We start from the raw sequence: 19,491 nt of genomic DNA, 5'->3' as shown, positions 1-19,491 counted from the left end.
ATCATCGTGCAAGCCGCGCGGCCGTGCGGGCTTGCGGCTATTTGAAAATGTGCGGCGGGAACGTCACGACGGCCGCCTCCCCATCGCGTGTTCCCACTGCAAGATGCTGGCCGTCGCGAGACCATCGGAGGACCTGGACGGCGCCGCGGCCGGGCGATTTGACAATCAATTCGTCGCCCTGCCCGATCCTGGCGACAACGACTCTGCCATCGCTGTAGCCTGCCGCGACCAGCGGACGATCCGGATGCATCTCGACCGTCTCGACGAGGACGAAGCCGGCGTGGCCGGTGACGACGCTGGCCGGCCGGTCGCTTCCGCCGTCAAGGCTGGTAACGTCCCAAGCGACCATCCTGTAACCACCGCTGGTCACGAGGATGCCGGAGTCCGCGCTCCATGAGAGCGATGCGACCTCAGCGGGATAGTTGGCAATCCGGACAATCCGCGAGTCGGCGAGGCGCACCAGGGTAATGTCCGCTCCCGCGATGGAGGCGGCCAGCCAGTTGCCGTCGGGGCTCCACGACAAGGTCGAGACCGAGCCCAACACGTAGGAAGCGACCGGCTCGGGCCGTGCCCCGAACGAACGAACCAGCACACCCCCATCGGTTCCCAGCGCAAAGCGCCGGCCGTCCGGCGCCACGGCCATGGCGGACACACGGCCGCCTGCCCGCTGCTGAAGCCAGCCGACATCGCCATCGGCGCGATAGAAGATGATCGTTCCATCACAAGCCGCGAGGACACCACCGTCCGGGACTGCGGCAAGCAGATCGATGCCGGCTCCGCGATTTGCGGCGACGCGCGTGATGCCGGATGCCGACACATCCAGCAACTGCCCGCCCTCCCCCGTCACAAATCCCGACTTCCCGAGCGAGGCGAGCTGAAGGGGCGCATCGCCGATGCTCACCCTCATCAAGGGTGGCACCGGCTTGCGTCGCGGTGAAATCGTCATCCGGCCCTGGTCGAGCGCAATGCGGCAACGATCCTGCGGCGGCTCGCCGTCCTGGAGCGGCGCGATCGCCAACCCGCCGTCGGCGAGCGCGAACCCGACCCCATCTCCCGCGGGATCGAACACGGCGTTCGTCACGGCCGCTCCCACCGTCCAATGCCGTCCGAGCAGTTCGTAAAGCGTTGCGGTCTCTGCTTCCATAGTGTCCATCGATCGCCTCACGTTCCGATCAGCTCATCTGCCGGCGGCAATCCGCCGGTCCAGTTCCTCAAGACGTCCCTCGAGCTCGGCGCATAGCGCATCGCAAGCTGCCATCTCGGCATTTGCCCTTTGCAGGCGCTGTCGCGCGTCCTCATGTGCGTCCGCGACCGCTTGCGCGTCGCCTGTTGCCGCAATCTCCTGCTCGATCCGATGCAGCTCGAATTCGGCGCCGCCGCCGAGCTGGCGGTTGTGCAAACTGCGCGACTGGACTGCCGATATCTGCTGCACCACCTGCAGACGCAGGTTCAACATCTCGACAATGGTCAGGCCGGCATCACTCATGCCTCGGACTCGATCTGGACCAGGATACGCTGCAGGCCACCAATATCGGATACGAAGTGCTGTTGCGCATCGTTGATGTGGGATTGCAGCGAATCCCATAGATCGACCCTCAGTAGCCGCGCCGGATCGCCGGCCATCGTCTCGAAGGCCTGCAGGCCGAACTGATGCCGCAACCCGATGCCATGCAACACGAAGTCCGTCAGCTCGTACGCATGCATCTCGATGAACGGACGCAACAACGGATGGGCACCATAGTTGATGCCTCGCCTTGCGAGTTCGATCTCGATGAAGCTCACGAAATGTCTCGTGAGCAAATTGCGGCTTTCGCCGACCAGATGCACCATGAAGGTGACGTCGCGATCCGCGCGCTCAAGCAGCTGCGTCGCCAGCGTCGCTGCGGCGGACGGCCCTTCTCCGCCCCTTGGTTCATTCCAGACATTCGCCATACCTGATCCTGTCCTCAGGTCCGGGAGCGATATTGGTGGAGTTTGCGATACAGCGTGGCTCGCGAAAGCCCGAGCTTCTCGGCGGCGGTCGCAATATTGCCGCCCGCGTTCGCGACGGCCCGCTCGATGGCACGACGCTCCATCTCGTCGAACCGCGCGACCTCTTCACCATCCGACGTTGGCCTATGACCCGAAGGCGGCGACACAGCGGGTGACTGGCCCGCAATCTCAAGGAAATCCTCCGGCAGGTCCCTGGGTGTGACGATGCCGGTGAGCGTCATCAAGACCAGGTGCTCGATAAGATTGCGCAATTCCCGAACGTTGCCCGGCCACGAATAGTGCCGCAGCAATTCCATCGTGGCAGCCTCGAAACGCGGCGGCTGCGTGCTGTAGGTCGTCGCGAAGTGCCGACTGAAGTGATCGATCAATATCTCGACGTCGCCCACGCGATCGCGCAGTGGGGGGATGGTGATCTTGACGACACCAACCCTGAAATACAGGTCCTTGCGGAACCGCCCTTCCGCCACCTCCTGTTTCAAATTCCGATTGGTCGATGCGACCAATCGGACGTCAACCGGACGCGGTTTGCTGTCGCCGAGGCGGTACACGGCCCGCTCCTCGAGCACCCGGAGCAGATACGGCTGCAGATCCAGCGGCAGTTCGCCAATCTCGTCGAGACTTAGTACGCCGCCGTGGGCCAGTTCAAATCGTCCGGGCTTGCCTTCACGCGTGGCGCCGGTGAAGGCGCCGGGAGCATGGCCGAACAGTTCGCCGCCGAGGAGCTCCTTGGAGACCGCGCCGCAATTGAAAGCAACGAAAGGCTCCTTGCCGGTCTTTTGCCCCGCAGCATGAACAAGACGCGCGAAAAGCTCCTTGCCCACCCCGGTCTCGCCTTCCAGCAGGATCGCCGACCGTCCGAGCGCAGCCCGCTCGACCCTCTCGATCGCAGAAAGCAGGACTTCACTGCAGCCGATCACCGCCTCCTTGGCAGACAGGAGTGCCGCGGAGGCTGTCGGCGCCATCCGCGATCCGGTCAGATTCACCCGCGGCTTCGACGCAAGCACGAGCATCGCGCCCTTCACGGCACCGTCGATCAACAGCGGCTCGATCCGTTGCTCGCGCAGCCCCTCGGGCAACCCCTTGGCGAGGTCCGCGGCCAGCACGCCTTCACTGCTGGGAAGCAGCTGCATCCCGATACTCAAGTCCTGCGACTGCGCAATCCGCCGCAAGCGGTTCGACGCCATATCGTTGTGGTGAACGACCCTGCCGAACCGATCGAGAATGACGACGCCATCAGCGCTGTTCATTCCCGGCATGCGAGAGATGCTGGCTTCGAGCAGCCGCATTCTTTCGATACGAATTTTTTCCGAGAGCGCCAGCTCGATGTGGTTGGCTGCGACGACCGCAAGTGCAACGTTGTGCCGGTGAAAGATCGCCTGCGGCCCGGAGAAATCCACGATACCGATGATGCTGCCGTCGATCGGGCTGCGAATCGGACTCCCGACACAGGTCCATGCCTTGATGCCCTCGGAGAAGTGCTCGGCGGCGTGGACATGAACCGGCCTTCCCGTGACGAGTGCGGTACCGATGCCGTTGGTGCCGGTTATGGTCTCGCTCCAGGCCGCGCCGACTTCGAGGCGAATATCGTGTCCTGCATCGATTGTCCGTTGATCGCCGCCCACCTCCAGCACGACGGCGTTCTTGTCGGTGATGATCAGCATCGTGGCCGCGTCGCCGAGCACCGCCGCAACGCGGCGAAAGGTCTCGGCGCTTGAACCGAGCAGGTCGTCGTTCTTCAGACGCAGCTCATAAAGATCATCCGGCGAAGCGACGAGATGGCTACCCTTGCCGCGCGCATTGACTCCCTGCTCGACACTGCGCTGCCAGGACGCCTCGATGATCCCCCGCACCGGCGCATTCTTGCGCCTGAGGTCGCCGAAGGTCAGAAAGTCTTCCCACGCCCTGTTGGTTTCGCTCTCGTCATACGGCCGCCCCTGTTCCGCTTCCGTGGCGTCCGGAGCTTTGTAGCCTTCCAGGGAAAGCGGCGGCTTGGCCATGAACGTTTCCGTCAGCATTGGAGCACCATACTCACGTTGGCAGACAGCACACCCGATGGGCAGAAACGACCTCGAGCGGACCTGGCCGGGATCGTCATCCCGGCAGGCCCGACCCTCGGCGATCATTCGACGCGATCACTCGACGCGCTCATTCAACGCTCTTGGCGATCGCATTCAACCCGAGGCGGCTTGCGATGATCTGTTCCAGTCGTTCCTCGTGGGTCTCGTCGGGAACGCTCGCGCCCTCGAGATCAGCAAGGACCTTGTACATGTCCTCATCCATCGGCTCGAAGATGCCATTCTCGCGCGTCGCCAAAGCGAGGCATCGTGATTGGCCTTGGCCCTTCAGTTCACCAATGAAGTGCAATTGCCGGCTAGAGGCGAGATCAGCGATCACGACACGGCCGTTGCGGCTGATCCGCACATAGGGTTCAGCTTCTTTCGGCTGCGCCGATGGCGTCAACCAGAGTTTTCCGGATGGCTGGGGTTGCTCAGGAGGTTTGGGATTTCGCAGCTGCTGCCAGCGACCGCCCGTCAAGTGATTGGCGACCGCATCGATCTTGCTGCGGTTCTTTTGAATGAGGTCCTTCGCCGCAACCTGCTCGCGGTGCGGACCGTCGCGCTTGGAGATGATATAGACCACGTTGTTTCCTCCTCCGACCCGCTCCGATGGCTGTGAAGGCTTGTTGCAATCGCCTTCTGCAGCCCGGAGTCTGCAAGATTGTAGCCCGTTCTCGATCGTTGTCACCGTCCAATCATCTGCTCGACGCCTACGTCACCCTTTAGCGTGTCGCCCGCCCTCTGAAGACGACGCCGTCGCGATCAAGCCGGCAATGTACTTCACAATAACTTCTCTCTCGTACCTGCCCGAACGGTACGGCGGACCACGGACCGCGTGCGGATGCCTCATGCCCGTCCGAGTTTCTCTGCGCCACCCCCCAGTGCCGGTCCCTGTGTCGGATCGATGTACTCCGCCGCATCGGCGACCAGCGTGTTGGTCGTCAGCACCAACGTCGCGACGGATGCCGCATTGCGCAGCGCAGTGTATGTCACCCGAACCGGATCAACGATGCCGGCCGAGACCATGTTGATGAATTGACCGTTCGCCGCGTCGAATCCGACGCCCGCCGGCGCCCGCTGCAGCTCGGCGATAACCTTGTCTGCATCATGGCCCGCGTTCCGGGCAATGAAAGCGGCCGGACGCGACAGGGTCTCGCGCACCAGCCTGATGCCCTCGCCGAGGTCTCCATTGATGTTGCCGAGGGCGCGCGCGACGATCGACGCGCACTGCGCCAATGCGGTGCCGCCCCCGGGCACGATGCCCTCCTCGGCGGCGGCCCGCGCGGCGCTCAGCGCATCGTCGATCAGCTGGATCGTACGCTTCTGCTCGACCGGCGTGACGCCGCCCGCAAAGATGACAGCGGTTCCGCCCGAAAGCTTCGCCAACCGCTCCTTCAGCTTGTCCTGCTCGATGTTCGGCGGGGCCAGTTCGTGTTGCCTGGCGACCTGCTGACGCCGCGCGGCGATCGCCGCGTTGTCACCGCCGCCACGAATGACCACCGTCTCGTGCGCGCTGGCCCGTACCTGGCGCGCCGTCCCGAGATCGGCCAGCCCCGCCTCCTCCAGCCTGCCGCCGAGCTCGCGAGCGATCACGCGTCCACCGGTAATGATGGCGAGATCGTCCATCATCGCCTTGCGCCAATGGCCGTAATCCGGAGGATTGACCACCAGGACCTTGCCGCGATTGCCGTCGCCGAGCAGCGTCGGCACGACTTCCGGCGCGATCTCCTCGGCGACGATGACGAGCGGCCGTCCGCTGGGGGCGACCGCCGCGCGTATCGCCGACAGCTCGCCCGGCGTCTTGATCTTCAGATCGGTCAGGAGAATGTAGGGCTGATCGAGCACCACCTCCATCTTCTCGACATCCGTCACCATATGGTGGGAGATGTAGCCGCGGTCGAAGGACATGCCTTCCACCACCTCGAGCGTCGTTTTTGTCGTCAGGCCGTAGTCGGAACTGATGATGCCGTCCTTGCCGACCCGCTCCACCGCCTCGGCGATCAGACCGCCCAGATGAGCGTCGGTGGATGCGATTGTCGCCACAGCCTGCAGCGTCTTGCGATCCGATACCGCGACGGCCGAGCCCTTCAGGATCTCGACGACGACCTCGACGGCGCGATCGATACCCTTGCAGAGATCGACCGCCTTGGCGCCGCGCTCGAGGGCAGCGACGCCCCCCTGGATCAGGCCGTTCGCGAGCACCATCGCCGTCGTCGTCCCATCGCCGGCGATTTCGTTGGTCTGCATCGAAACCTCGCGGACCACCTGCGCGCCCATGTTTTCGAAGCGATCCGGCAGCTCGATTTCGGAGGCGATGGTAACGCCGTCGCGGGACACGATCGGCGTACCGATCGGCCGGTCGACCATCGCGTTCATGCCCTTGGGGCCGAGCGTGGTTTCCACCGCTGCGGCAAGCTTCTGGACGCCGCGCGCGAGCGCACGGCGGGCTTCGATGTCATGCAACAGAACCTTCGGCATCGGCTTCACTCCCCAAACATGTGTCTCGTTGCGTTGGGCGGACTTGCTGACCGCTCCGGCTATTGGCTCTCGCGGTCGCTGGACGGCCTCACGAGGGCACGATGCTATGCTTCTCCGCGATCACGGACGGCGAGGCGACGGGCTGTCCCGCACAGCCACTGCCGCAGCCACCGCACCCGCCGCGAGATGTGCCTGCAGCCCGGTCCGCATCGGGCTCCCCGTCGCGGGCGGCCAGCAAACCTCGACACAGGGCGCTGTTGAATTCCATATTTATCCGCACCCCGCGCAACCGCTGCAGATGTGACGCCATTTCGTGCGGCCTGATCGGGCGCCCTTCGTAAGTCACGAACGCGCGGTCGCCGGGGAGAGCAGCAAGATCCCGTTCGGCCAGAATCTGCAGATACCGGACCTTTTGCCGGGCAACTTCCTCCGCATGGAAGTCGACCTGGTCGAAGGTGCGCAGATCCATCCGGCAGATCGCCGGATCCTCATAGCCAACGCCCCGCAGCGCCAGGATCATGAACTCCTGGCGCCGTTCGAATGCCTTGCGCTGGAACTTCTCCCGCAGTTCGTCGAGCGATCCTCCGGGTGCAAACTCCCTGAGCGCCTCGCCGAACGGCTTGCCCTCGCGAACACCGCGGTTGATCTGCTCGGCGACCATATGTTCGCGAAGCCGCGGTCGTGCCTCGCGAACCCAAGGCAGCGCCGACACCGCCTTTCGCATGTCATCGGCCATGAGAAATGCGAAGTTGGCCGAACACCAGTACGTCGGCAAACGGAAGACGATGTCGACGCCATCGTTATCATCGACAGTTACCTGCTCGACGAAGCCGAGCTCGGTCACGGCCTCGTCGAGTTCAGGGTCCGTCACCGATGCGAGGCATTTCCATACCTCGCTGGTCTTCCGGTCGTGCTGCTGGAGCGGCGCGCTCATGGGTCTTCAACCCGCTGCGATCACGTGGGGCGTCTTCGCAAGTTTGGCCTTCTGGGCTTCGACGTCCACGCCGTAGAGTCGCGCGGCATTGAGACCCAGGATCTTCTTCTTCGCCTGCGGCGTCAGATCGACCCCGTGCTCCTGCTTCAGATCCTCGGGCAGCTCGAAGTTCCAGAACTTCTCCACCAGCCAGCGCGGCGTCCAGATCGCATAATCGCTGCCGAACAGCAGCTTGTCTTCGCCGACCCAGAACAGCAGTTCGCTGATCACTTCGGCGAAGTATCGCGGCCGCCCGTGGATGAAGGGTAGCGCCACCGCAAGGCCGCCATAGACATTGGTCTCCTGCACGGCGATCCAGCAGAAATCGTCGAGCCTGGGCAGGCCGCAGTGCTCGATGATGAAATTCAGGCCCTGGAAGTCGGTCGCGGCGTGATCGACGTCGTGAACATCGAACGCGTCCTTGTCCAGCGGGATGATGGTCGGCCCCTTGTGGACGTGGATGTTGGTAATGCCGAGCTTCGCGCAGAGCTCGAAGCAGCGATAGGCGTTCGGGTCGGTCAGCTTCCAGCCGCGCGAGTCACCCTTCCACTCCGCCGTGTAGAGCTTTACGCCCTTGATGCCGAAGGTTTCCTTCATGTAGTGAATGTATTCGAGCGCCTTTTCGCCGTCGCGCGGATCGAAGGCACCGTTCACGATGAAGCGATCCTTGTATTTCTTCGCCATCTCGGCGTTGCGGTCGATCGTGTTGAAGCCGTTCTTGTAGAACTCGGTCAGATAGGTCGACTGCACGATCGCCATGTCGTCGGGTCCGTCGACGAAGAGGTCCCGGTACATCTGCTCGGCGCTGTACTTCTCGAACTGGTCCTTGGGCCAGAGCTGCTCCTTCGGGCTGAGCGAGCTGTGATAGGCGTAGAAGCAATCGATGAACTGCTTGCCGTGAATATTGAGCTGGTTGGCCGGACTGCCGTCCCAGAAATGGGTGTGACCGTCGACAACGAAAACTTCCTCACCGGTGGGAGTTATGAACATGATGGTCTCCAAGCGTCCTTTGTTGGCTTTGTTCGATCAATCCACGCGCGGTGCGCGAAACACTCCGAGAAGTCGTGGAGCCGCCGCAAGGCGGCTCCACTGATTCGGGACGGCTCACTCGATGAATTCGAGCACCTCGTCCATGTTGCCGAACAGCGTCACCGTATTGTCGTCGATGCGCACCATCCGGCCGTAGTGGGTCGAGGTATTCACTTCGAAGATCTCGGCGGTCATGTCCTTGCCGAGAATCTCGCTGATCTCGTCCATCTTGAAGACCAGCTTGCCCTCGCCGTCGATGCGGATGAGCGCCGGCTGATAGGTCACGATGACCCCGGGCTTCTTGCCCATGAACTCGGCGATCGCGCGGGCCTCGACGCTGTCGTTCATGGTCACGCCGCACTGATGCGAGATCGTCTGCTTGAAGACGAGGTCGCCCATCTTTTGGAAAATGTTCTGGTTGGTCGCACTTCTTGAAGCAACGGACATTGCAATCTACTCCTTGGGAAGGACGAGGCCGAGCTCGCCGAGGATCTTCTTGATGCGTTCGACCGATTGCGCGCGCGCGTCGGCGTACTGCACCGGCTTCGAGTGCGGCTGCGACCAGATCGGCTGCAAGCCGGCCGCCGCCTTGTTGGCGAGCGCCACATGCTTGTTCACCCAGCCCTGGAACAGCTTCTTGTTGTGGGCGGCGTGCTGGTTGTCGGTCGCGAGCAGATGCATCAGGTCGATCGAGTTCGCGAGATTGCGCTCATAGTCGGCCTCGGCCGCCGAGATCACCGACGGCGTGATAAAGTCGCCGTTCGGCGAAGCCACCTGCATCAGGAACCTGCTGCGGAACAGTTCGCCGACCAGCGGCTCGAACACGATGTTGGTGGCGAAATACTGCTCGAGATAGTCGCCCGATCCCATGATCGCTTCGACCGCCTCCCGGGTGCCTTGCCAGCCCTTGTCTTCGAGCCAGGTATGCTTGCCCGCGTTGTCGTCGAAGCCCGGAATGTCCATTCCGATCTCGGCGAGATACAAGGTGATGTCTTGCGCCAGACGAAGCTTGTACGACGAGTTGGTCAACGTGGCGTTGTTGATCATCTGGGTATAGCCGTAGCGCTGCGCCTGCATCAGTGACGTGCCGAGGCCGAACTCGGCATGCTTCCACGCACCAAGATGGGTCTGCAGGATCTTGACCCACGACTTGTCGAACGCCTTCGGCGCGCCGGACTTGCGGCCGTTCGCGATCACCGATTGCACCATGCCTTCGATCTTGGACTGGCGCTGATAGTGGGTCCGCTCCCACTCCTGGTCGGGAGCGCGGAAGGCGTGCCAGTTCGAGCTCAGCGCTGCGGTGGCGTCCTTGTAGTAAGCGCCCTTTCCGTTGGGGAATGCGATGATCCAGTTCTGCAACAGATAGCGCTCCGGATCCGGCTGCACGTCGACGGTCACGTCCTCGTAGTGCGTGGCCCGCTTGGCGCGCGGCTCGAAATAGCGATATCTGCGGCTGTCCGAATCCGGAAATATCGCAGCACCTGCTGCACCGGATCCCACTGAAACGTTTGGAACGGCAGTCATGGTCTTCCTCCTCCCATTGCTGGCTTTAGACTTGGCTGGATCGGCACTTGGAACCTGGTCTTGGAAATCGGGTCTTGAAACGTCTCGGGTGTCGGCCTCTCAGTTGCTGGCTGGCGTGAACTTGTCGAAGAAGATGCGGTCCGACGCGACGTCATTCATATGCAGGACCGGCGTCAGCGCCTCGATCATCGGCGATGGTCCGCAGGCATAGACGTCGACGTCTTCGCCGTATCCGGCGTCGCGCAAATGGGCTGCGACCGCCTCATGCACGAAGCCCTTTGTCCCGTCCCAATCGGTGTCATCGGCCGCATGGGAGAGCACCGGGACGAAATTGAATTCCGGATGTTCGGCCGCGAGCGCTTCGAAGCGATCGAGATAGAACAGGTCGTTGCGCGTCCGGGCGCCGTAGAAGAAATGCACCGGTCGCTCTTCGCCTGAGGCGAGGTGATCGTGCAGGATCGACCACAGCGGCGACATTCCTGATCCGCCACCGACCAGGATCATGGCTCCGGTTCTCCCTTCTCGCCGGAAGCAGGTCCCGTAGGGTCCCTTGATCCCGACTTCGGTTCCGATGGCGAGATCTCCGTCGAGTCGGGAGGAGAAGCGTCCGTTCGGGTATTTTTTGATGATGAATGCGAGCTTTTGGCCCTCGACCGGCGAATTTGCCATGGAAAACGAGCGCGTAATCGTCTCTGGCCCCGGGAGCGTGATGTCGACATATTGACCCGCCCAGAACTTCAGGGGTTGCTCCAGCGCGATCTCGAGATGCCGGATGTCGTGGGTCAGCGCCGATACGCTCGTGACCGAGCCGGTGAAGGTCTTGACCGGGATCGATTTCGATAGCAGCTCCTCGTCGTAGTTGAGCAGTTCCACCTCGAGATCCGAATAGGCCAAGGTCCGGCACAGCAGGATGTAGTCCTGGCCGCGCTCGATCTCGTTGAGGGCGAAGGTCGAGTATTTCTTGAGCTCGACTTCGCCTTCGGTCAGGACGCATTTGCACGCCGAGCACTGTCCTTCCTTGCAGCCATGCGGCAGTGCGATGCCCTGGCGGAATGCGGCGTCGAGAACGGTCTCGTTCTCGTCCACCTCGAATTCTACGCCTACCGGCTGCAGGCGAACGACATTAGCGGGCGCGCCCATATGGGCCTCCTCAAGCCAAGGCTGGCATGTCTTCCGGAGATTGGTGATCGGGAAGGAGCCGGCGCGAGCCGGCTCCTTCCGTCGCGGCTAGTTGCAGGGATTGATGGTGAATCCCTTGCGGTACTCGGCGAGGTGCGCTTCGCGATCTGCCGGGCTCATCGCCCGCAGCGTCTCCAGCGGGCTCTTGAGAATGTGGCCGCGGACATCGTCGAGCGTCCACATTTCCTTCGCGTCGAAGCGCAGGTGCGGCTGGGCCACCAGGGTCTTGCCGTCGGTGCGGACGAAGCCGAGATCCTTGATGGCGTCGGCCATATCCACGTTATGATAGACGCTTTCCCACTCGCGGCGGCCACTAAACCGGCCCATCGCCGGGGTCGGACGCCCCTCGTATTCGCCGGCGAATGCATTGACCGCCGTCCAGCGATCGAGCTCGTGGGCGAAGGTGTGGAGCTTGCCGTCGATCTCGTCGGTGACGATGTCCTCGCGGATCAGGCAAGGCACCAGGCACGACCAGCAACGATGTGGATAAACGTAGCCGACATCGCCGTTGAACAGGATGTTGGTCTGGCCGCGATGCGACAGCTTCTCATACCATTTCCAGAAGTTGCCGAACTCGGCATACCAGCCCGGATACTTGTGCTCGAACCACTCGAAATCCTTCTCGGTCTGGGCCTCGATGCGCCAGAAGTTCGCCGACCAGCCGACGGCGAAGAACTGCCCGACCTTGTGCACGTATCGCTTGTCGGTCAGGCGCTTCCAGGCGAGCTGGACGTCGTCATGATGGATCTTGATGCCGTACTTCTCCAGCGGCAACATGTAGGTCCGGTAGTAGTCCTCGAAGATCCAGCGGTGCCACATCTCCGCGTAGGACTCCTTGTTCTTGTCGCGGTTCGTGGTGCCGTACTCGATGAAGGTTCCGATCGCCGCGTCGACGATGGCGTGGTTCTGCCAGAAGGCGTAGCGCAGGTCGCGCTCGAGCAGCAGGTGGTTCTCGGGCTCCTTCAGCATCGACATCAGCAGCGAGTGGCCGTTGCCGATGTGGCGGCTCTCGTCGGACTGCACCGAGAGGAACACGGTCGGGAGCGCGTAGTCGCCGTTGCGGGCGGCTTCCGACGGCATGGCGACGAACAGCGTGTTGGTGAACGCGGTCTCGGCGACCACGGTCAGATAGATATTCGCCGCGGTGATCGCATCGCCCGTGAGGAAGCCCTCACCGAACTGACGGCCGATCGTGGTGGCGTAGCACTTGCCGAACGCCTCCTCGGTGATGTCGAACCCGGCCGGGTCGATGTAGTTCTCCATGTACCACTTCTTGAGATTCATCTGGATCGTCGAGTGGCGGAACTCGTCGACCATCTGCATCGTGAAGCCGGTGCGCAGATCTTCACCCGGAGCGAGGCGGCCGACCATGGCCATCGAACGCGCTGCCGAGATTTCCGGGAACGGGATGATCGCCAGGAACAGCTTCATCCACTCGACCCAGCGCGGCTCGACGTTGCGGAACATGTCGCCGCGCAGCGCGGCGTCGAGCGCGCCGTAAACGCGGTTGTCCTTTTCCTCCTGCATCGGGAAATAGGAACGAAGGACCTGCTTCATCGGATCCTTCGGCGCCTTCGTGATCTTGTAGTCGGTGGGGAAGGTCATCGCCTCCTGGACGTAGGAGGGATTCCACCCGAGGTCTGCAATCTTCTTTGCAGCCTCGCCCACGGAAATGCCGCGCTGGGCGGTGATCTTGTTGAGTGTTAACGTTCCAGACATCTCGTCTTTCCTCCTGATCGGGTCAGAAACCACATCGATATTCCGCTTGCCCGGCTTCCATGGACCGGGCGTCGCCTACCCGTGCGTTACGGGCCACCTCGCGGCCGCTCGCACGGCCGGACGCTTGATATCGGCAAGGGTCTCGGGAAATGCCTGTGGTGCACTGCAAGGGTGATCAGGAGCGATCTTCGGAACTGCAGTCCAGCGATCGCAATGTTTCATCCCGCACATGATGCGCCCTCCGCCAAGCATCCCCTTCCCCTCGTTCTTTTCGCGGCTCGCCCCTGATGGAGCAGTCGGCGTTGTTATGCGAGCAACAGCTTTGCAATGGGCGTGCCAGCTCGTTCGATGCGCTCGGGCGGTCGTTTCCGGCCGGGTTGCCGCCGAAATGCATGCAGGCGGCGGCGCTGCAAGCGCGCGGCCGGCGGCCGAGCGCGATGCAGCTTGCGACAGCAATTGCAGAATGAGATTCACGGACAGCGTCCAATTCGGTGTGCGCAGCAACATTTGCACTGCAAGAGAAGGGCGCGCCGCGAGGAGCGCACGTCTTAGGCGCGCATGGATCGCCATGACCCGCGGCCAGCCGGCGATCGTTCGACGTCGCGCCTGACGTATGACGCGTGAACCGTTCGCTCCGCGCGGACTGCGCGTTCGATGCAGCGCGGGCGTTCGGAGCTTCTCAGGATCGAGAGGGATCAGCCGGTTTCACCGGGTGATGGACCTGCTTGTTGTCCACGCCGCCTTGCGGACCGGCGTGGCCACGCGCTTTCGCGCCCGCGGACGGGCGGGGATTCGCCGCAACGGCCGAGCACGTCGGGTGGCTCACTCGCGCGATCCAACGGTCGCAATAGAGCGCGTAGCAATCATGACCACAGAACGACAGCGCGGTCCGGAATTCCCTCAGATAGCTCGTACCGATCGGCCTGCTGCAAAGCATGCAGAATGTCCTACGGGACAGCGTGCGGCCATTGACCAGGATAAACCTCATATGGCGCCCCTCAATGCGGAGACATGTGCTGCCGCGCGGCACTCGACGACCAATCCGCACGTGCTTCTTCGGCACTCCCCGCGAATGATGTTTTGCAACGGCCGTGCCAGTTCGCCTGAAGTTCCCTCGTGGACGAAGGTGCCTCCGGGCAACTGCGAAACTCGACTTGAGAGCGTTTGCGACGCAAATTGCGACAAAGATGCAAATTGAGACTCGTAACGACCTGCCGTTGCGCTTCGTCACGTCAGGCGTTTGCGCTGCACCATGATCCGGATGCCCGAACATCCATCGCGAGCGAGTACTCGCGATGGATAGGGCGATTGGCCTCAAGGGATCAGAACTGCGCGACCATGAATCTTGCCGGCATTGAGATCGTGCAACGCCCTGTTTGCGTCGGCGAGACGGTACTCAGCGGTCGCGAGTTCAACCAATCCCCGGTCTGCGAGCGCCATCAATTCCGTCAACTCGGCCCACGTGCCGACCAAGTTGCCGATGATGTTCTTCTCGGTGATCACCATGTCGACAGTCGGAACGCGGATGTCCTCGCCGTAGCCGACGACATAGTAGCTGCCCATCGCACGGGTCATCGCGAGCCCCTTGCTGGTCGTGCCTTTCTCGCCGACGAAATCGATCACCGCCTCGGCGCCATTACCAGCGGTCAAGGCCAGAACGGCTTCGACTTCATTGCCGTCAGCCTTCACGAGGTGATCCGCGCCTGACTTTTCGGCCAGCGCCAGCGACGCTTCAGACTTGTCGACCACGATGACGTCGGCAGCACACATGGCCTTGAGGCACTGGATCGCGATGTGGCCCAACCCACCCGCACCGACAACGACACAAAATTCGCCCGGCAGCAGATGGCGCGTGGCCTTCTTGACCGCGCGATAGGCCGTCAGTCCTGCATCGGCGTAAGGCGCCACCTCCTTTGGCGCAAGCGTCCGCGGCAGCGGAACGATATTGCGCTCCGAGGTGCAAAGGAATTCTGCGTAGCCGCCGTTGCAATCAAGGCCTGGAAACGTGCCCGGGCCATGCATGTCGAAGCCGCGACGGCAGGCGAGACAGGTCCCGCCGGTGATCTTCGGGTGAACGATGACTGGATCGCCCTTCTTCAGTCCTTCGACCTCCTTGCCGACCTCTTCGACCCAACCTGCATTTTCGTGCCCCATGATGATCGGCAACAACTTGTCGCCGGTCGGATCCATGTGCGGCTTCCATACGCCCTCGATGATATGAAGGTCAGTCCTGCACACGCCGGCGCCGCCAATACGGACAATGACGTCGGTTGATTTCGTCAGCTTTGGATCCGGCACATTCTCTTCGCTGACCCACCGGTCGTTGGCGAGCTTCTCGTCATACGCTCTCAACACTTGCGCTTTCATGGTTTCCTCCGTGCACCCAGCGAACCTCGCGCTCGCCATAGCCGAGGCGGCTCAGCATTTTTCGTGCCAGCGAGTCTGCCGTTGCAGCGCAACGTAACTGCTCATGTGTTTGAGCGAACGAGATCGGCTTTCACTTTGCCGACGCAATTGCCCCGCGCGGAGGCTTGGGCCGTCGTCAGCACCTGCGAAGATCGAGCCCGTTCAGGTTGTCATGAGCGCAAAGGCCTGCCGCGCATGTTGGACCAAGCGCGCGAGCGATGTTTTGACGTGGCAATCTTCTGAAGGCCGGATCGCCTGCCTCGCGACATGGAAGATGTCGTACGGATCCGGCCTTCGCGCGACATGCATAATAGTGCATATCGTCAACGTGGGCTGGCGCCCCAGCGACCTACACCAGCGCGTCGTGGCCGCGCTCGAGAGGCCCGGCAGTCATCGCTGGCATTGATCTCAACCAATGCGTACTTGGCGGCGCGCCTGATCGCAACACTGGTGCGGCGACCAGTCCTGGCACAATCGAGGATTGCCGATGCCACGTGAACACGCACGTCATTCTGGTGGATCGGCACATCCCGGCAGGTGTCATCCAGCACAGAGCGCATCAGTCCAACGAGCTCGATGTCAAACATGCTCGGCTCTTTTGAGATCATAGCCATCAGACCTCAGTGGCCCCTGGTCCCTAACAGCCGCGACAGATGATGAGCTTTCGATCGATCTCCTCGTCCAGCTTCCGCAGTTCGATATCCTGGGGCGATAGATGAACGTCCCGGAGGATGTCACCCCGCGGTTGCCGATGACCAATCGGCGCAAGAGGGATCGTCCTCGCGATCTGAGCAGTGGCTTGTTCTATTCGCGGAGGCGCAACGGTGACGGGACCATTGGCAGGTCCGACCGTACGATCGCCCGCAGCCATGCACGGCTCACTCGCGCACATGCCCAATACGAACGGAATTGCGACTACGCTGCTGCGCAGATTGATCGACATCATCTCTCCTATCGCGGTGTGACCGACATGATCGGCGAGCAACGAATAGGAGGAGCGCACTACGCAACTATTGCGCATGCGCGATACCGTGCTACCGCTGAAACGAGGAGATGCACGCTGCGGTAATACCGAAGCACTCAACCCGAACGTCGGGCGAGGATGGCGCAACTCGCCTGCAATGTCAGGGCTTGGACGTCATGTGTGCGATCCGACCAGCGGCTTCGATCGCCCGTCGCCTTCGGCGCAGCCATTGTGCATTACAGCCGTAACAGTTTCGAGGCGGTTCGAAGCCTCCCCGTAACAGCACACCAGCACCTTCGTTCTCCTCCGCCACCATTCGGCTCTCAGAGGATTGCTCCCCATGAATATTCTGGTCACTTCCACTCTGGCGGCGGATTGATCTTCCGGGAAGCCGCTCACACGGGCCCCAGACTTGGCGCTGGGACGCCGCAGAAGTCGCAATGAAACAGATCATTCCGACATGCCGCTCTCCCGGCGTGCACGTCGTTGGACAACCACCTGTCGAGCGACCGGCGTATCGCCGGCGCTCCCGTGCCATTGGGCACGCCCTCCCTCGCGTCAGGATCGGAGTTGAGTGAAGCGATGCCCCTGTTATCACGGCTGCTTCTTTTGATGGCAGTTGCGTTGCTGCCCGCAATCGCAATTCAAGCTTATAATGAGTTCGATCTGCGCCGCACGCGTCGGATCGAGGTGCAGAACCAGGCTCTCAACCTCGCCGAACTCGCCGGGGCAGAGCAGCGGCAGATCATCCAGGGAATACACCAGGTTCTGATCGCGCTGTCCGAGCTCGAGCCGATAAAGGCCAGAGACGGACGGTCCTGCAACGCCTACATGGCCGCCATAAAGCAACGATTTCCCGCGTTCCTCACGCTTGTCGTCACTGATTTGAACGGTGAGACCTTCTGCGATCCGCACAACAACAGCAAGCCGGTCAACGTCTCCGATCGAGCCTATTTCGCGACCGCGTTGAAGACCGGTGCATTCACCGTCGGAGAGTTCTCGCTGGGTTTGTCATCCGGTCGAACTGCCGTCCAATTCGCTCTGCCATTCTACGAGAACGACGAGCAAATGGGCGGCCTTATTATCGCGACGCTCAGCCTGGACTGGCTTGCCGACTATATCGCCAAGACGCGCGCGCTGCCGGGCGCTGCGATCGCGATCATGGACCGGCACGGGACCTACCTCGCGCGCTACCCCGACAACGCCCGCTTTGTCGGCCGGAAGGCGTCCGCCGACAATTATCCGATGCTCGATCGGGGCACGGCCGACATCGTCGATCGCGATGGCGTCGAACGGGTCGTCGGCTACGCGCGCCTGCAGGAAGACTTCGGAGGCTTCCTGGTGACTGTCGGCCTCGACAAGGCACGGGCGTTCACCGAAATCGAAAGTCGGACGCGACGTGGCGTCCTGATGATCATGCTGAGCACGGCGTTGGTGCTGATGCTCACGTCGTTGGGCGCCCGACGATTCATTTACCGTCCGCTTGAGCAATTGGTCGACGTTGCCAACCAATGGCGGCTCGGCGACCTCACTCGGCGCGCCAACGTCAGCGGCACGTCGGAAATCGCGCGGGTTGCCGGCGCGTTCAACGCCATGGCCGATGCGTTGGAGTACCGCGACCAGGAATTGTCCGAGGCGAAGGAGACCGCCGAGAACGCCGCCGCCCAAATCAAGGTGATCTTCGAAAGCACCAATGACAGCGTGCTCATCGTCGATCGCAGTTGGCGCATCAGGTACCTCAATGGGTCGGCGTTGACACAGATCGCCGAGGGCCGCGATCTCATCGGCTTGTCGCTGACCGAGGCGTTTTCAACGGCTGCCGATATGGAAATTGTGCGTCAAATTCGAGATGCGATGTCTACGCAGCGCTCGGCGTTCGTCGAAGTGTTCTGCGCGCAACTGAACGGCTGGTACGCGATCAATGCATTTCCCTCCAGTCAGGGGCTTGCAATCTTCTTTCGGGACATCACAGACCATAAGCACGCCCTGGAGGCACGCCGCCTTATGGAAGAGCAGCTCCATCAGAGCCAGAGGATGGAGTCCGTCGGCCAACTCACCGGCGGCGTCGCACACGATTTCAACAATCTGCTGATGGTCATCTCCGCAAACCTCGAACTCATCGATTCCGTGGCCGATATCGACAGGATCCGGCACTACGCCGCGGCAGCGCGCCGTGCCACCGACCGAGGAGCACGATTGACCGGACAACTGCTCGCTTTTTCCCGGCGCCAGGCGCTGAATCCGAAATTGATCGATGCAAGTCAGCTCATCGTCGAATTTCAGGGTCTGATCCGCCAGGCCGTTGGTGACGGATGCGAGGTGGAACTGCAGCTCGACGAGCAGTTGTGGCTCTGTCACGTCGACCCTGCCCTGCTCGAGACGGCTCTTCTCAACCTGGCTCTGAATGCGCGCGACGCGATGCCGGATGGCGGCAAACTTCGGATAGAGACTCGAAATGTCGTCGCAGACGAGGAAACTGTAGGGGGCTGCGCGCCCGGATCATACGTTCGCCTGTCTGTCGCGGACGTCGGCTGCGGAATGCCGCCAGACGTCCTGGACCGGGTGTTTGATCCCTTTTTTACAACCAAGGAAGTCGGCAAGGGGACCGGGCTCGGCCTCAGCATGGTGTACGGTTTTGTCCGGCAATCCGGGGGACACATTGCCATTCAGAGCAAACCGGGAGCCGGCACCATCGTCGTTCTATACCTTCCGGCAAGCGCGGAAACGAACGACGCCGACGACGATGCCATCACCGTGCCGTCGATCCCAACGGGCTCGGAGCGCGTCCTTGTGGTCGACGACAACGAGGAACTGCTAAGGGTCACATCGTCGATGCTGAAGATGTTCGGCTATCAGGTCTTCTGCGCTCCCAACGGTACAGAGGCGCTTCAATTGCTGCACAGTGACCAGCAATTTGACCTTTTGTTCAGCGATATCGTGATGCCGAATGGCATAAATGGCATCGAGCTTGCCCGCGAAGCCACCCGACTGCGCAATGGCATGAAGATCCTGCTCACTTCCGGCTATGCAGACGAGGCGCTGCAGCGGCACCAGGCCGTGGGTGAGTTTCCTATCATTGATAAGCCGTTTGGCTTGGCCGACCTGGCTCAGCGTATCCGTTCCATCTTGCGGGAAGCGTGATTCTCTCGCCCTGAACCAAGGCTTTCATG

General features: G+C 62.0%; 14 protein-coding genes. 1 reads left to right on the top strand and 13 read right to left on the bottom strand.

What is annotated here, in order from left to right:
• Positions 1 to 37 precede the first annotated feature (37 nt).
• The 13 genes from JQ633_RS23500 to JQ633_RS23440 all read right to left on the bottom strand — a co-directional run bounded on the left by JQ633_RS23500 (position 38) and on the right by JQ633_RS23440 (position 15,318).
• A complete protein-coding gene (locus tag JQ633_RS23500; RefSeq protein WP_249159580.1) occupies positions 38 to 1,144 on the bottom strand; it encodes a WD40 repeat domain-containing protein in 1,107 nt (368 codons plus the stop codon).
• A gap of 33 nt (positions 1,145 to 1,177) precedes the next feature.
• Positions 1,178 to 1,486, bottom strand: coding sequence for a hypothetical protein (locus tag JQ633_RS23495; protein ID WP_211987441.1), 309 nt, complete (start codon positions 1,484 to 1,486; stop codon positions 1,178 to 1,180).
• Complete coding sequence (locus JQ633_RS23490; RefSeq protein ID WP_211987440.1) at positions 1,483 to 1,932, bottom strand: hypothetical protein; 450 nt, start codon at positions 1,930 to 1,932, stop codon at positions 1,483 to 1,485. Before JQ633_RS23490 ends, JQ633_RS23495 begins: the two co-directional genes overlap by 4 nt.
• Before the next feature lie 14 nt (positions 1,933 to 1,946).
• A complete protein-coding gene (locus tag JQ633_RS23485) occupies positions 1,947 to 3,989 on the bottom strand; it encodes a sigma-54-dependent Fis family transcriptional regulator (protein WP_249159579.1) in 2,043 nt (680 codons plus the stop codon).
• Between the two features lie 148 nt (positions 3,990 to 4,137).
• Positions 4,138 to 4,632 carry a hypothetical protein gene (locus tag JQ633_RS23480; protein ID WP_211987438.1) on the bottom strand — a complete coding sequence of 165 codons (495 nt, stop codon included), beginning with the start codon at positions 4,630 to 4,632 and terminating at the stop codon, positions 4,138 to 4,140.
• 263 nt (positions 4,633 to 4,895) lie between these two features.
• Positions 4,896 to 6,527, bottom strand: a complete 1,632-nt coding sequence (locus JQ633_RS23475) for a molecular chaperone GroEL (RefSeq protein WP_211987437.1) — start codon at positions 6,525 to 6,527, stop codon at positions 4,896 to 4,898.
• Between the two features lie 88 nt (positions 6,528 to 6,615).
• Complete coding sequence (locus tag JQ633_RS23470) at positions 6,616 to 7,461, bottom strand: iron-sulfur cluster assembly protein (protein WP_211987436.1); 846 nt, start codon at positions 7,459 to 7,461, stop codon at positions 6,616 to 6,618.
• Positions 7,462 to 7,467: 6 nt separating this feature from the next.
• Positions 7,468 to 8,490, bottom strand: coding sequence for an amidohydrolase family protein (locus JQ633_RS23465; protein ID WP_211987435.1), 1,023 nt, complete (start codon positions 8,488 to 8,490; stop codon positions 7,468 to 7,470).
• Positions 8,491 to 8,604: 114 nt separating this feature from the next.
• Positions 8,605 to 8,976, bottom strand: a complete 372-nt coding sequence (locus JQ633_RS23460) for an MmoB/DmpM family protein (protein ID WP_066512343.1) — start codon at positions 8,974 to 8,976, stop codon at positions 8,605 to 8,607.
• Positions 8,977 to 8,982: 6 nt separating this feature from the next.
• On the bottom strand, positions 8,983 to 10,053 hold the full coding sequence (locus JQ633_RS23455; protein WP_211987434.1) for an aromatic/alkene monooxygenase hydroxylase subunit beta: 1,071 nt from the start codon (positions 10,051 to 10,053) through the stop codon (positions 8,983 to 8,985).
• Positions 10,054 to 10,152: 99 nt separating this feature from the next.
• Positions 10,153 to 11,193, bottom strand: coding sequence for a 2Fe-2S iron-sulfur cluster-binding protein (locus JQ633_RS23450; protein WP_211987433.1), 1,041 nt, complete (start codon positions 11,191 to 11,193; stop codon positions 10,153 to 10,155).
• An 87-nt stretch (positions 11,194 to 11,280) separates the two neighbouring features.
• Positions 11,281 to 12,951: an aromatic/alkene/methane monooxygenase hydroxylase/oxygenase subunit alpha gene (locus JQ633_RS23445; protein ID WP_211987432.1), complete on the bottom strand. Its 1,671-nt coding sequence runs from the start codon at positions 12,949 to 12,951 to the stop codon at positions 11,281 to 11,283.
• Positions 12,952 to 14,265: 1,314 nt separating this feature from the next.
• The gene (locus JQ633_RS23440; RefSeq protein ID WP_211987431.1) at positions 14,266 to 15,318 is read right to left on the bottom strand and encodes an NAD(P)-dependent alcohol dehydrogenase; all 1,053 of its coding nucleotides are present in this window, start codon (positions 15,316 to 15,318) and stop codon (positions 14,266 to 14,268) included.
• Positions 15,319 to 16,807: 1,489 nt separating this feature from the next.
• Here JQ633_RS23440 and JQ633_RS23435 point away from each other — a divergent pair.
• Positions 16,808 to 19,462: an ATP-binding protein gene (locus JQ633_RS23435; protein ID WP_249159578.1), complete on the top strand. Its 2,655-nt coding sequence runs from the start codon at positions 16,808 to 16,810 to the stop codon at positions 19,460 to 19,462.
• Positions 19,463 to 19,491 lie beyond the last annotated feature (29 nt).

The organism is Bradyrhizobium tropiciagri, from assembly GCF_018130505.1.
GTDB classification, from domain to species: domain Bacteria; phylum Pseudomonadota; class Alphaproteobacteria; order Rhizobiales; family Xanthobacteraceae; genus Bradyrhizobium; species Bradyrhizobium tropiciagri_B.
This window is presented reverse-complemented; position numbering and strand designations above follow the sequence as displayed.

Bases quoted from the DNA above. Each gene is read 5' to 3' on its own strand.
- JQ633_RS23500 (WP_249159580.1), bottom strand. From the start codon at position 1,144: ATGGAAGCAGAGACCGCAACGCTTTACGAACTGCTCGGACGGCATTGG.
- JQ633_RS23495 (WP_211987441.1), bottom strand. From the start codon at position 1,486: ATGAGTGATGCCGGCCTGACCATTGTCGAGATGTTGAACCTGCGTCTG.
- JQ633_RS23490 (WP_211987440.1), bottom strand. From the start codon at position 1,932: ATGGCGAATGTCTGGAATGAACCAAGGGGCGGAGAAGGGCCGTCCGCC.
- JQ633_RS23485 (WP_249159579.1), bottom strand. From the start codon at position 3,989: ATGGCCAAGCCGCCGCTTTCCCTGGAAGGCTACAAAGCTCCGGACGCC.
- JQ633_RS23475 (WP_211987437.1), bottom strand. From the start codon at position 6,527: ATGCCGAAGGTTCTGTTGCATGACATCGAAGCCCGCCGTGCGCTCGCG.
- JQ633_RS23470 (WP_211987436.1), bottom strand. From the start codon at position 7,461: ATGAGCGCGCCGCTCCAGCAGCACGACCGGAAGACCAGCGAGGTATGG.
- JQ633_RS23465 (WP_211987435.1), bottom strand. From the start codon at position 8,490: ATGTTCATAACTCCCACCGGTGAGGAAGTTTTCGTTGTCGACGGTCAC.
- JQ633_RS23460 (WP_066512343.1), bottom strand. From the start codon at position 8,976: ATGTCCGTTGCTTCAAGAAGTGCGACCAACCAGAACATTTTCCAAAAG.
- JQ633_RS23455 (WP_211987434.1), bottom strand. From the start codon at position 10,053: ATGACTGCCGTTCCAAACGTTTCAGTGGGATCCGGTGCAGCAGGTGCT.
- JQ633_RS23450 (WP_211987433.1), bottom strand. From the start codon at position 11,193: ATGGGCGCGCCCGCTAATGTCGTTCGCCTGCAGCCGGTAGGCGTAGAA.
- JQ633_RS23445 (WP_211987432.1), bottom strand. From the start codon at position 12,951: ATGTCTGGAACGTTAACACTCAACAAGATCACCGCCCAGCGCGGCATT.
- JQ633_RS23440 (WP_211987431.1), bottom strand. From the start codon at position 15,318: ATGAAAGCGCAAGTGTTGAGAGCGTATGACGAGAAGCTCGCCAACGAC.